Origin of the sequence: uncultured Methylibium sp., assembly GCF_902826655.1 — a bacterium.
Classification (GTDB): Bacteria; Pseudomonadota; Gammaproteobacteria; order Burkholderiales; family Burkholderiaceae_C; genus Methylibium.
In genome coordinates this window covers 61396-73901 of the sequence record NZ_CADEFR010000002.1, presented here as the reverse complement: position 1 = coordinate 73901, position 12506 = coordinate 61396, and the positions used below count along the sequence as shown (strand labels likewise).

The 12506-nt window shown below is 68.2% G+C and carries 12 protein-coding genes; 5 read left to right on the top strand and 7 right to left on the bottom strand.

Features of this window, described 5'->3' with window-relative positions:
• Nucleotides 1-14 precede the first annotated feature (14 nt).
• The 4 genes from QZV97_RS01400 to QZV97_RS01385 all read right to left on the bottom strand — a co-directional run bounded on the left by QZV97_RS01400 (nucleotide 15) and on the right by QZV97_RS01385 (nucleotide 3426).
• The gene (locus QZV97_RS01400; RefSeq protein WP_295637157.1) at nucleotides 15-1247 is read right to left on the bottom strand and encodes an efflux RND transporter periplasmic adaptor subunit; all 1233 of its coding nucleotides are present in this window, start codon (nucleotides 1245-1247) and stop codon (nucleotides 15-17) included.
• Nucleotides 1244-2488: a TolC family protein gene (locus QZV97_RS01395; RefSeq protein WP_295637154.1), complete on the bottom strand. Its 1245-nt coding sequence runs from the start codon at nucleotides 2486-2488 to the stop codon at nucleotides 1244-1246. The genes QZV97_RS01400 and QZV97_RS01395 overlap by 4 nt, the downstream gene beginning before the upstream one ends.
• Before the next feature lie 91 nt (nucleotides 2489-2579).
• Nucleotides 2580-2990 (bottom strand): hypothetical protein, encoded by a 411-nt coding sequence (locus QZV97_RS01390; RefSeq protein ID WP_295637151.1) that lies wholly within the window; start codon nucleotides 2988-2990, stop codon nucleotides 2580-2582.
• Nucleotides 2991-3138: 148 nt separating this feature from the next.
• Entirely contained in the window at nucleotides 3139-3426 is a 288-nt protein-coding gene (locus tag QZV97_RS01385) for a hypothetical protein (protein WP_295637148.1), read from the bottom strand.
• Nucleotides 3427-3869: 443 nt separating this feature from the next.
• Between QZV97_RS01385 and QZV97_RS01380 the strand changes: the two genes are divergently transcribed.
• The 3 genes from QZV97_RS01380 to QZV97_RS01370 are packed head-to-tail and all read left to right on the top strand — an operon-like array spanning nucleotide 3870 to nucleotide 6498.
• The gene (locus QZV97_RS01380) at nucleotides 3870-4463 is read left to right on the top strand and encodes a phosphatase PAP2 family protein (RefSeq protein ID WP_295637145.1); all 594 of its coding nucleotides are present in this window, start codon (nucleotides 3870-3872) and stop codon (nucleotides 4461-4463) included.
• Nucleotides 4464-4475: 12 nt separating this feature from the next.
• A complete protein-coding gene (locus QZV97_RS01375; protein WP_295637142.1) occupies nucleotides 4476-5135 on the top strand; it encodes a response regulator transcription factor in 660 nt (219 codons plus the stop codon).
• A gap of 22 nt (nucleotides 5136-5157) precedes the next feature.
• Nucleotides 5158-6498, top strand: a complete 1341-nt coding sequence (locus tag QZV97_RS01370; RefSeq protein WP_295637138.1) for an ATP-binding protein — start codon at nucleotides 5158-5160, stop codon at nucleotides 6496-6498.
• 12 nt (nucleotides 6499-6510) lie between these two features.
• Here QZV97_RS01370 and QZV97_RS01365 read toward each other — a convergent pair whose 3' ends face one another.
• Together QZV97_RS01365 and QZV97_RS01360 are read right to left on the bottom strand one after the other, a co-directional pair.
• Nucleotides 6511-8184, bottom strand: coding sequence for a BamA/TamA family outer membrane protein (locus QZV97_RS01365; RefSeq protein WP_295637136.1), 1674 nt, complete (start codon nucleotides 8182-8184; stop codon nucleotides 6511-6513).
• Complete coding sequence (locus QZV97_RS01360; protein WP_295637132.1) at nucleotides 8177-8983, bottom strand: glycosyltransferase; 807 nt, start codon at nucleotides 8981-8983, stop codon at nucleotides 8177-8179. Before QZV97_RS01360 ends, QZV97_RS01365 begins: the two co-directional genes overlap by 8 nt.
• Before the next feature lie 330 nt (nucleotides 8984-9313).
• Here QZV97_RS01360 and QZV97_RS01355 point away from each other — a divergent pair, with 330 nt between their 5' ends.
• Nucleotides 9314-10159 (top strand): phosphatase PAP2 family protein, encoded by an 846-nt coding sequence (locus QZV97_RS01355; protein WP_295637129.1) that lies wholly within the window; start codon nucleotides 9314-9316, stop codon nucleotides 10157-10159.
• 21 nt (nucleotides 10160-10180) lie between these two features.
• Here the strand turns inward: QZV97_RS01355 and eptA are convergent, their stop codons facing one another.
• Entirely contained in the window at nucleotides 10181-11836 is a 1656-nt protein-coding gene (eptA, locus tag QZV97_RS01350; protein WP_295637126.1) for a phosphoethanolamine--lipid A transferase EptA, read from the bottom strand.
• Nucleotides 11837-12049: 213 nt separating this feature from the next.
• Between eptA and QZV97_RS01345 the strand changes: the two genes are divergently transcribed.
• Nucleotides 12050-12439, top strand: a complete 390-nt coding sequence (locus QZV97_RS01345) for a DUF5329 family protein (RefSeq protein WP_295637123.1) — start codon at nucleotides 12050-12052, stop codon at nucleotides 12437-12439.
• Nucleotides 12440-12506 lie beyond the last annotated feature (67 nt).

The following is a 12506-nucleotide window of genomic DNA, read 5'->3' as shown; positions in this document are numbered from 1 at the left end:
GTCCGTGGTCCTTCTCAATGCCCGTGGCCGAGCTGGGATTTCAGCTTGCGTGCCTTGAGCGCGTAGGCCCCGGAGGTGACGACCTGGTCGCCTGCCTTGATGCCTGACTTGAGCAACGTGCGGCCACCTACACGCTCGCCCGGCTCGACCTGGCGCGCCTCGTACGCCCCCTGCTCATAGACGAAAACGGTGGGCTGGCCCTCCAGCAGCACGATGGCCGCATCCGGCAAGCTGATGACATCGCGCTTGTCGCCACCGGCCTCGATGGTCGCGGTGGCGAACATCTCGGGCTTCAGGCGGCCATCCGCATTGGCGACCTCGATGCGAGCCGCGATCGTGCGGGTGTCCTTGTCGAGCATCGCGCCGATGTGGCCGACACGCCCGCTGAAGGTCTCGCCGGGGTAGGCCGGCACCGTCACCTTGGCGTTGGCCCCCAGCCGGACCTTGGCCAGCGCGGCCTCGGGCAGGTCGGCCTGGATCCACACGCGGCTCAGGTCGGCGATGGCGAACATCGCCTCGCTCGGGCTGCCCAGTTCGCCCAGCGTCACCTTCTTCTCGATCACGGTGCCGGCAAACGGCGCCGTGACGGCGAAGCCGGCGACGCCGCTGCCGCTGGCCGCTTGCGCGCCGCCGAGCAGACGCAGCCGGTCTGCGGCGTTGCGCACGGCGGCGGCCGCCTTGTCGCGGTCGGCCTGGGCGCGCAGGAAGTCCTTGCGCGGGATGATCTCCTCGGCATTCAGCGACTCGGCGCGCTTGAAATCGGCCTCGGCGATGCGCAGCTCGGCCTGGGACTGAACCCAGGTGGCGTGCGCCTCGGCGACATCGACGCTGTCGAGCGTGGCCAGCGTCTGCCCGGCGCGCACGCGGTCACCGAGCTTCGCTGGGGCCGAGGTGATGCGGCCTTCGATGCGCGGCGCGACGCGGGCCAGACGGTCCTGGTCGGGCCGGATCGTCGCGGTCACCTGGATGGTCTCGCCGAGCGCTTCGGCCTTGATCGCCTCGACCTTCACACCCGCGCGTTCCGCCTCCTCGGCGGTGAGGGTCAGTTCCTCGGCGCCTTCCTTGTGCTCGTCCTTCTTTTCGCCGGCATGCTCGGCATGTTTGTCGCCTTCGGCGGCATGTTCGTCCTTGGCTCCGCCCTTGCCGCAGGCGGCGAGCGAGAGAGCGACGGCCAGCGCCAGGGCGACGTTCGTCGCCAGCCCAGCCAGGCGCTTCGGACGCCCCGCGTCGTCTTGCAGCGTGATCATCGTGCACTTCCTTCCTGCGACCAGCCGGCCGCGTTTTCGAGTTCGATTCGGGTGGTGTGGAATTCGGCCAGCGCGTCGTTCAGATCGCGTTCGGCGTCGAGCGCCTGGCGATTGACGAGCAGCTGGTCGAGCAGGCCGATCTGGCCGGCCTGCCGCGACTTCGCGGCGAGCTGCTGGTTGTCAGCCGAGGCGGCGACGATCGCGCGCTGCAGGCGCGCCACACGCTCGCGCTGGCTGTCCAGGCGGCTCCAGAGGCGGCGCACCTGGGCTTGGCCGTCGCGCGTCGCGGCGGCACGCTCGATCTCTGCCTGCGTCGCATCGCTCATGGCTTGGCCGATGGCCGCGTCGTTGCGCTTGAACAGCGGCAGCGGCACGGAAAGCGTCAGCGTCGTGACGCGCTCGCGGCCGTCGGCCGGACCCTCGCGGCCGACGTTCAGCCCGACCGTCACGTCCGGGTAGCGGCTGGCCCGTTCGACGCCGACCCGGGCCCGGGCGGCGTCTTCGCGTGCCGCCAGCGCGCGCTGCCTGGGCAAGGCCTGCGCCGATGCCAGCAGTTGATCGAGGCCGTAGGGCAGGGGCGCGCCATTCGGCACGCCGAGGTCACCGATCACCTCCGGCACGGCGGACGGCGGCAACTGCAGGGCGGTGGCAAGTTCGGCCTTTGCGTCCTGCAGATGCTCCTGCGACACCGCCAGCGCGTTGCGGGCGCGTTCGGCCTCGATCAGGGCGACGTTGGCATCCAGACGCGTGTCCTCGCCGGCGCTGCGCCGCTTGGCGACCGCCTGCGCGGTGCCGTCGAACAGCTCGACCGAACGTTGTTCGAGCCGCACCCGCCGCTGCGCGGCAAGCACCGCGTGGAATCGCAGGGACGCTTCGGCGCGTGCCTGGCGCCGTGCATCCTCGATCTCAGCGCGCAAGGCCTCCAGCGATGCGGACGCGGCCTCGCGGCGGCGCGCCTGTTGGCCCCCGATCTCGATCGGCTGCGCGATGCCCAGGCCCCACTCGCGGGCATTGCCATCGGGAGTCGCGGCGCTGCGTCGCGTGCGCTCGACGCTGAGTTCGGGATTGTTGAAGAGCAGTGACGCGGCTTCGCGGCGGCTGCCTTCGGCGGCCGCCAACTGAGCCTCGCGCGCACGTACGGCAGGACTGGCGGTTTCGGCCAGCCGCAGCGCCTCGGCAAGTGTCAGCGGGCCCGAGCCCGCGGTCTGCGCACTCGCGGGAACGGTCGAGGCAGCCAGCACGAAGGCCAGCGCCAGGAGTGGGAATCGCATCGAATCATCCTTCTGGTCTCACGACAGAAGCGATTCGCCGGCGATGTGGAGGTGTCGTCAGTCAGTCCGCGAGCGAGACCATCACCACGTCGCCGCCGGATCGCGCGGCGGGGGTGGAGTGGGCTCGATCCGGGCGCAGGGGGCTGGCCGGAATGTGGGAGTCGTAACGAGGTTCCGGCTGCCTCATGGCGTCGCCGTGGGGCAGAGCGTCGACAGCGGAGGTTGCAGCAGGCATGAAGGCGGAACAGCCCAGATGGCAGGTTTCGCAGTCCGTGTGATATGCGCCCGCAGTGTCGTCAGCATCTTGGGCGGCCGATGCGATCTCGCCATCGGCCTGATGCTTGTGTTCATGGTGGCCGAAGTGCTTCTTGGTCGAGGCACCGGTTTCGTGCGCGCAATACGGTGCCGCCGCGCCCCAGACCATCTGGAACGGCACGACGAACAACAGAAATGCGAACACCCAACGACGCATGATTCAGATTCTAGACTGGCAGTGTCGGGCCCGGCCCCAGGTACTGGCCGGGCAAACCGCGACATTTTTCGATTCAGCATGAACTGCTGCTTCGAGCTTGGTTGAGCCGAGCGCTCCGAAGCCGGTCAGGCGGAGGAGCGGCCGTGGTTCACAGGCGCTTGGCGAACGCCATCGGGATGCCGGACAACGCGCGATCGGGCGCTGCTGTCGGGTCGGACCGCGTCGAAATGCCGTGACGTGTTGCCGTCGCCATCGGCACCCCCGACAGCGTCGTCGGCTGCGTCAGGGTGTTGAAAGGCGTGCGGGCGTCGAGCCGTTTGGCGACGTTCATCGAGACGCCGGTGAACGGCGCGTCCGACGCCGCAGGCGCTGCGTGCGCGTAGGTACCCAGCGTCAGGGGCAGGGCAAGGGTCAGAATGAGGGCAGTGGATTGCATGGTGATCGGTCCGGCAGGACGGGGCGCCGACACGCGACGGTGCCGAACCCGCGTCGGGTTTGGAGACCGGCCGCAATCTACGGAGCCGCAATCAACAGAAGTCTGTCGGGAACATGACAGGCCTGTCATGTTTCGTCGGAACACCGCCGAGGCTTCGTGACTGGCTATCTTGCGCGTTCTGCAGCGCCGCGTTTCGGTCGTCCGGCCGCTCATGCTTCCGGCCTGTGCAGTGGTCTCGTCGGTCGACCTGTGGATCCCGCCATGCGCTCATGCGGCGCTGGAAAACTCATCGGCGCTCGCGTGCAAGTCGGAACGATGGTCCCAGCCGTTGCGGTCAAACCACGGGGTGCGCCGGCTTAAGTGCGAGTTAAGTCCGATGCCGAAAGCATCCCGTGTGCCGCTCCCGGTCGCAAACCGCTCGCACGCCTGCGGCGTGCCGGTCCATGGACAACACTCACCTGTTCGAACTGCTCAACGCCGGGCCTGGTCTGGCGCCGACCCAACTTCTGCTCGCCGTGCTGCTGGCAAAGTGGCTGATCGTGGCCGTGCCCGTGGTCATGGCTTGGGCGTGGGTGTGCGGTTCGCTCTCGGCGCGCGCCGAACTGCTGGAGATCCTGCTCGCCGTGCTGCTCGCACTGGCTGTGGCACAGATCGTTGCCTTGGTGTGGCCGCAACCCAGGCCCTTCACGTTGCACCTCGGCACGCAGTACCTGGCGCATGCCGACGATCCGGGTCTGCCCAGCGACCATGTGACCGTCTTCTGGAGTCTGGCGCTGTCCGCGTTGTTGACGCGGCGCTTTGCACCGTGGGGATTCCCGTTGCTCGCCGTCGGTCTGACCGTTGGGTGGAGCCGGGTCTACCTGGGCGTTCACTTCCCCTACGACATTTTCGCGGCGCTGCCGGTGGCGCTGGCTGGCGCGTTGGCGGCGCACGGGTTGCGGCGCCGGGCTGCGGCCGGGTTCACGCGGCTGCTGGACTACGATGACCGGTGGCGGTCGGCCGTCGGTGGCTGGTTTCGGCGTCTGCGCCGCCCTTGAAGTGTCTGAGACATGCGCATTCTCCTGATTGAAGATGACTCGATGATCGGCAAGGCCGTCCGGCAGGGCTTGAGTTCGGCCGGATTCGCCGTCGACTGGGTGACCGACGGACGCGCCGCCGAACTGGCCCTGGGCAATGGCGTGTACGACCTGGCGATCCTCGACCTGGGACTGCCCAAGAAGGACGGCATGGCCATCCTGGCCAGCCTGCGCGCGCTGGGCAACTCGATGCCGGTGCTGATCGCTTCGGCACGCGACACGGTCAAGGACCGCATCGGCGGGCTCGACGCAGGCGCTGACGACTACCTGCTCAAGCCTTTCGATCTGGACGAACTGGTGGCCCGGGTCCGCGCGCTGCTGCGCCGCCATGCGGGCAGTGGTTCTCCGGTGCTGAGCCACGGCCCCCTGATGCTTGACCCGCTGCGCAAGACCGTGACGCGCGATGGAGCGCCGGTCGATCTGTCCGCCCGGGAGTTCGCGGTGCTGGAGGCGCTGCTCCAGCGGCCGGGCGCGGTGCTGTCGCGCGAGAAGCTCGAGGAGTCGGTGTACGGCTGGGGCCAGGAGGTGGGAAGCAACGCGATCGAGGTCCACCTTCATCACCTCCGCAAGAAGCTCGGCGGCGGCCTGATCAAGAACGTTCGCGGCGTCGGCTATCGCATTGCCGACGTCTGATCGGCAAACAGGGGCGAAACCGTTGCGATCCATCCGCCGTACGCTGCTGATCTGGATACTCGGTGCCTTGTCGCTGGGTGCTCTGCTGGTGGCGCTCGTGACCTATCTGGTCACGCTCGAGGAGATGAACGAGGTCTTCGACGGCGACCTGCGCAACGTGGCCGAGGCGGTGGCCAGCTACCACCATGCCGGTCATCACGAAGAAGGTGACGCGCCGCTCGAACTGCCGGTGCGGACCGACGAGCCCGAAGACACCGAGATCGTCACGCTGACGTGGACGGCGCGAGGCGAGCGTGTGTACTCGTCCGACCCGCGCGTGAACCTGCCCTTCACCACCACCGAGGGCCTGTCGCGCCCCGTCGTGGCTGGCGAGGAGTGGATCGTGTATTCGAGCGTGCGCCCCGCCGGCGTGGCGCAGGCCGCGCAGCGGGTGGCGTCGCGCAAGGAGATGGCCGGTGAGTCGGCGGGCAAGGTGTTTCCGCCGCTGATCGGGCTGGTTCTGCTGATCGGGGTTCTGCTCGTATTCGCACTGCGCCGGGGCCTGGAGCCACTGGATGCGGCGGCGGGCGACATCGCACGCCGCAGCGCTGGGTCGCTGGACGCCATTTCCACCGACGACGCGCCGGCCGAGATCGTGCCGCTCGTGAACTCGATCAACGGGCTGATGCAGCGACTTGGCGTCGCCTTCACCGCGCAGCGCCGGTTCTTCGCCGACGCCGCCCACGAGTTGCGAACGCCGATCACCGCCTTGCGTCTGCAGTTGCAGTTGCTCGAGCGGACAACGGACGATGGAGAGCGGCAGCGCGCGCTGACCGAACTCCACAGCGGCGTCGATCGCTCGCAGCGCCTGGTTCAGCAGTTGCTCCAGGTTGCGCGCACCGAGCCGGACGGCGAGGCGACCAAGCTGGCGCCGCTTGACCTTGCGGCCCTGGTGCGCGCGCAGGTCGCCGCGCTAAGCGTCAAGGCGGAGCAGGCTGGCCTCGACCTCGGTGCGGACACGCCGCAACCCGTACCGGCCGTGGGCGACGAACCGCAGCTGGGCGTGCTGCTCGAGAACCTGATCGAGAACGCCCTGCGGTACACGCCCGCGGGCGGTGTCGTCGACGTCTCGGCGTGCACCGAAGACGGCCGGCCGCTGATACGCGTGGTCGACGACGGCCCCGGCATCCCGGAGGCGGAGAGGGAACGGGTGTTCGAACGCTTCCATCGCGGCGAATCGGCACAGAGCCTGTCGCGCGAGGGCAGCGGCCTTGGCTTGGCGATCGTCAAGGCGATCGCGGAGCGCCATTGCGCGACGGTCGAGCTGCGCACTCCGGTCTCGGGGCGGGGCCTCGAGGTGCGCATCCGCTTCCCTCGGCCTTGAGGCGATCGTTCGTCAGAAGCTGAACTTGGTCTTGACCAGCAGCTGGGTTCGCTTGATGTCGGGTGTGGCGTTGAGCGGGAACGCGAGGTCGATGTGCAGCACGTTGCCGAAGGCGGCGCGCGAGTTCGCGATCCGCAGTCCGAATCCGACGTCGCTCAGCCAACCGGGGTTGAGTGCATTCGTGTCCGTACCGCCCCAGGCCCGGCCGACATCGACGAAAGCCGCGCCGCCCAGCCGAAACAGCCGCCAGACGAAGAGATCCGTGAAGTAGCGCTCCTCGAGCGTGAAGAGGGCGCGGCGTGTGCCGCTTTGGTACCGCAGCGGGTAGCCCCGAAGACCCTCCTCGCCGCCGAGCAGCAGGCTTTCCGTGGGCGCCGGTCGGGTCAGCAGGTCGCCCGCAGCGCTTGCGTAGAACACCCATCGCCCGTGGTGCGGCACGAACCAGCGCGCTTGCAGCCCCAGACGTTGGCGTTGCACCTGCGACTCGGCGTAGCGCCCGACGATATCGGCAGAGCCCAAGAGGATTTGCCCCGACGCGGGCTCGAAGCCACGGCTCACCGAAGCGGCATAGAGCAGGGCGTCGCGTGTGGAACCCAGACCGGTCGAAGCCCAGCCGAGGCGGACGCTGGCCTTGAGGCCGAGCGCGAAGAACTCCGGCCGCCCGATCTGGTTGCGATTGACCTCGCGGTCGAACCGGTCCTCGATCAGCTCGTAGCCGACAAACGGCGCAACCAGCTTCTCGTCGGTCGGAAGGCTCGAGGGCGCTGCGAGCCCGGGCTCGGACGCGTAGCGGTCCTGCCGGAGCTCGACGCCCGCGGTCCAGCGCCGGACCCAGCCGTCGACCAGCCCGGCCGACCAGCCGCCGAACGCCTCGGCGCGGCGGGAGTCGTGCCGGTACTGGCTCGCGAGCACCCCCGCGGCGTAGACCGAGTCAAGGCGGTCGTCGCGCGATGCGATGGCGCCGGCTGCCCAGGTCGAGTCGAGCGCATAGAACGGCCGCACGACCGACACCGCGTTGCTGCGACCGTCGCTGTTGACGGCATGGCTGAGGTTGACCGCGGTCCGGCTGCCGAAGACGCTGCCGTTCGAGAACGTGAACTGGGTCCCGGACCGATCGACGTTGCGCGATCGGCCGAGGCTCACGATGGTGCCGGTGCCCAGCAGGTTGTACTCCTTGATCCCCACCCGCGTCGAGTTGGCACCGCCAGCCCTGCCAAAGCTGCCGCCGGGGTCGAGCGTCCAGGTGTCGCGGGTCGAGACCTCGATGTCGGCGATGTTGTCTCGCACGGCGAGCACCGTGAATTTCACGTCGTAGAGGTAGCGCGTGCTGCGCAGCGCCCGCTCGGTTTCGTCGAACGCGCGCACGCTGACGCGATCGCCACTCTTGAAGAGCAAGGCATCCCGCACCACGGAGGTTCGGGTCCGGATGTGCAGCGCGTTGGCCACGCGGAACGGCAGCTTGTCCTCGGCGGGGTCGTCCGTATCGAAGATGTCGTGCGTGACGACGCGAATCTCGCCAATCACCGTGCCGGCGTCTTCCAGTTCCGCCAGCGTGGGCAGCGCGACGGCAACCGTTTGTGGATCGGCCGATGCGGCGAGGGCCGGCAGCGGCGACAGCGCCGCCGCGCAGGCGCAAGCCGCGCACACCAGTGGGTGCCGGGCGGTCCAAGGCCGGGTTTCAGGCATGCGGCTCCGCGGCCGAGGGGTGTGGTCTCGGCGCGAGACCACTGCCGAGCTCGTACTGGATCTCGACCACCGGAGCGATGGCCGACGATGAACGCCAGTTGCCGAGCGAACGACTCGCCGCGCGCGGGATGCCCAAAGCCTTCTTCAACGCCGCGCCGAACCCGCCATCGGGGACACTGGCGGATGGCTCGGCGACCAGCAGGGGCGGCGTCGGGACCGTGGCGATCTGCAGGGGGCGATCCGTTGGGCGTGTGCTCGACCCGGGAGCGCGAGCCTGCGGCAAGGCCAGGTCTTGCACGGCGCTGCGATCGATGAGCAATGCGCGATGCGCAGTACGCATCGCAGCGAGTCGGTTGCCCGAAACGCTGGAGGGGCGCAGCCACCGTCCGAATCGCGACGCGACCGATTGCGTCGGCTGCGCGTGCGGCTCCGTGGAGTGCACGACGTCGAAACCTTGCCGCCATCTGACAAGCAAGCCCGCGATGAGCTCAGATGCCCTCACGTCGTCACCTTGCAGGACAACCACCAAGTCGCCGTGCGCGAGCCGCAGCCCGGCGGCAATGGCGGCATCGCGCCCGAAGCGTCGTTTGAGACGCACGATACGTATGCCGTCCTCCCGGGCCCACGCGGCCATGGCAGTAGCGTCGGCCATCGAGCAACCGTCATCCACCAGGATCAGTTCCCAAAGCCGAACCAGGGCGCTGACGTCATCGAGCAGCGGAAGTACGTGGTGCCTCAATGCTTCCGCAGAGCCCTGCCAGGGCAGGACGCAGGAGATGGTGGGTTCGAAGTCGCGCATCGAGCCACCGGCCGACTGGTCTCGAATCCCACGTCGAGACTCTGGCATCTGGTCCATTGCGAGTACTGGCATTCAAGGTGTCAGCGAAGCTTCGGCTGGGGCGCCTTAACTGCGACTTAAGCGTCGTCCCGCCGATGGGACCGCGGGCGGCCAAGCGCTCGCTTTGCGGTCGTGCGGGTTAAGTGATGGTTAAGTCGCACGCTCACACAGTGCCGCTCACTCATGGCGGCAGATCGACGGCCCGAATCGGGCAATTCAATCCCTGCGTCTCGCTTACAACGCGGCGCTTGGCGCCCATGGGTATGGGCCACTCCAGCGTTCATCACCTTGGTGCTGGTCGGTCTGCTGGTGTCATGGCATGGCGGCGGCATCGCAGGTACTGCGAGCTGGCCTGAACAGCAGGCTGTCTTCATCGCGTGGAACGCGAACTTCGCGGCGCTGCCGCCATCGTTGTGGTCCGCCATCACCTTGTTGGGCGACTCGACGGTTCTCATGCCCATGCTGGCCTTGTTCGTGCTCGGCAGGCCCCGCATCTGGGCTGCTGTTCTGGCCTCGGTGCCGGCGGGCGCGCTGCTGTCGACTTCGGTCAAGCACTGGGCCGGCGTGCCACGACCCGCGGCCGTGCTCGATCAGACATGGTTCAACCTGATCGGTCCGGCCCTGCACCACAACAGCTTTCCGTCAGGGCACACCATCAGCGCGTTCGCCGCCGCCGCTGCCGTGCTCGCGACCTTCGTGGGGAGACCGCAGCGCGGTCGCGACTGGGTTCTGATCGCTTGCGGCGTGCTGACGGCCACGGTGATTGCGTTGTCGCGCGTGGCGGTGGGAGCGCACTGGCCGCTCGACCTCGCTGCCGGAGCGGCCATCGGCTGGCTTGCCGGACTGAGCGGCGCGGCGCTGGCGCGTCACCCTGGCTGGTGGCATTGGCTGTTCTTCGGCGCCGGGCGCCCAGCCGCGGGTGCAGGGCTGATCCTGTGGGGCGTCTTGCTCTGGCTGCGCCCGCACCAGACGCTGATCTGCGCTGCGGTTCTCGGCGTCGCCGGGCTCAGCGCCGTCGTGGCGGGATTCTCACTTCTAACGGCAGGCAGATCTCGAAGCACGTTGCCGGCGTCGGCTACCGCCGACTCGTCGGTGCGTGAAGCCTCCGTCGCGAGCGGGCGTCCTTCGGGTTCCTGAGCCTCGGTGCGCGCTCTGAGGTCAGCGTCCGTCAGCCGCGCTGGCGCCCGCGGCGTAGATGTCCAATTGCGGCCGGTAGATGCTGCTGCGCATCTCGAACGCGCCCATGACGCTGTGGAACACCTGGCCCTGGGAATGCGCGGTAGTGCGGGTCAGCGTCGACGCCTCCACGCGGTGCTTGCGCTGGAAACCTTCGGACATCCAGACGATGAACGGCACCTCCTTCTGCACGTCGGGTGCCAGCGCCATCGGCGTGCCGTGCAGGTACAGGCCATGCTCGCCGAGCGATTCTCCGTGATCGGAGATGTACAGCAGCGTCGCCGGCATGCCGTCCATGCTCTTCAGCAAGTCGATGGCACGGCCGACCACGTGGTCGGTGTAAAGGATGGTGTTGTCGTAGGCGTTGAGCAGCGACTCCGGTGTGCACCGGTCCAGTTCCACCGAATCGCACACGGGCTTGAAGTGCTCGAACGAAGGCGGGACCTTGGTGTTGTAGGCCGGCCCATGGCTGCCGCTTTGGTGCAGCACCACGAACACCTTGCGGGCCGGCGAGCTGCGGATGCGCTGCGCCAGGCCGCTGAGCAGCAGGTCGTCATGCGAACACATCGTGCCGGTGCAGGTGCGCTCCAAGTCTCGTGCGCGCTCGTACGTCCCGACTTTCAGCGGAGGTTCACCCCAGTTGTTGCTGCGCCAGATCACGTCGACGCCGTGTCGCTGCAGGTAGCTCGGCAGCAGCTCGGTGGAACCGGCCAGCCGCAGGCCGGGATCGTCGTGCGACAGGATGCACAGCAGGGCCTCGGTGGTGTAGGTCGCGCATGCCTCGGTGTTGGTCAGTGCCACGGCGCCGGAGGCCGACAGCACCGGGTTTGTCGCGCGCGCGTAGCCGTACAGTGAGAAGTTGCGCCGCCGCGCCGACTCGCCGATGACGAGGATGACGACTGTTCTTTCGTCACCGACGAAATGGGCGTCGGGCAGCGGCTCGGCTTGCCGTGATGCGGCCCACTGCGAGCTCTGGTAGCGCGCGAGGTTGACGGTGTACGACCAGGGCAGGATCAGGCCGCCGATGGACTTGGCGTGTTTGTCGATCCACAGCCAGGTGCTCGAGGCGGCATAGATCCAGCCCACGCCGAACACGAGCACGAGTCCCGCGAATCCGGCCAGCCGCGGGCGGCGCGTCGGTCGCAGCCGCACCCAGGACAACAGCAGGCACGGCCCCACGCCGAGCACGAGCACGTAGAGCAGCAGCTTCGGATGCCACAGCGTCGTCACCTCCACCACGTCGGTGTTCAGCACGTTGCCCATCATGGTCTTGTCGAGCAGCACGCCGTAGGCCTGGATGAAGTACAGCACGCCGGCATTGAGCAGGGCGCTGAGCATGCACAGCGGCTTGACGAGGCGCCGGGACACGAGGGCCACGAAGGCCAGCGCCAGCGCCGTGACGAAGGCCACCAGGACAAAGAGCGTGGCCAGCGTCAGCAGGCCGCCGTAGCTCAGCGCATCCAGCCTCGCACTGGCGAAGGTGAACAACGGTGCGTGGTACAGCGCCGCGTTCAGCAGCGCGGCCGCGCCGATCAGCACGGGGACGCCGACCTGCGGACCCGGTTGAAGTGCTGCGCGCAGCCGCACTCGCCACGGCGTGGTGGCCGCTAGCTTGTCGGGAGGCTCGTCGACGCTCATGGTGTTCGGTGCTGGTCGGTGTTGCCGCCAAATCGCTCATGTTCGCCGCTTTGCGGGGGCTTGGCCATGTGTGGCCGGGGATGCCGACCGGATCGCGAGGCACTTAAGGCTCTGCTAAGTTGGGCGGCCATAGCCTTGATGCCCCCAGTCTCCCGCGCGCCGCGAGCGCCTGTTCTGTTCATGCCTGCACCCCTTGCACGACGCCGTATCGCCGTGGTCCTGAGCATCGTCCTCTCGGGCGCGGCGACCACGGGATGGTCTTCCGCGGCGCCCACGCCCGCCGCCGCAAAGGAAATCGACGCGCTCATCAGCCACGTTTCGGGACTGGAGCATGTGAGCGTCCGCGGCGGGCCGCTGACGGTTGCAGGCCCGACGGCGGCGCGCTTCCTGCGGCACGAATTGGCGGAGAAGTCTGCGCTGATCGATTCGGCGGAGGATTTCATCCGTCTTTGTGCCACACGGTCGGAACAGACCGGTCGCACCTATGAAGTGGCATACCCGGGCGGCATGGTGCTGCCGGCCGCCACGGTGTTGCGCCAAGCCTTGAGTGCCCAGCGCGCCAGAGCGCCCGCAGCTTTGGCATCGACCCTAAGCGGGGGCTAAGTGATAGCACCGACATTGAGTCCTGTCGACAGGCAATCCCGCCTCGACGAGCTTGAAACAAAGGAAT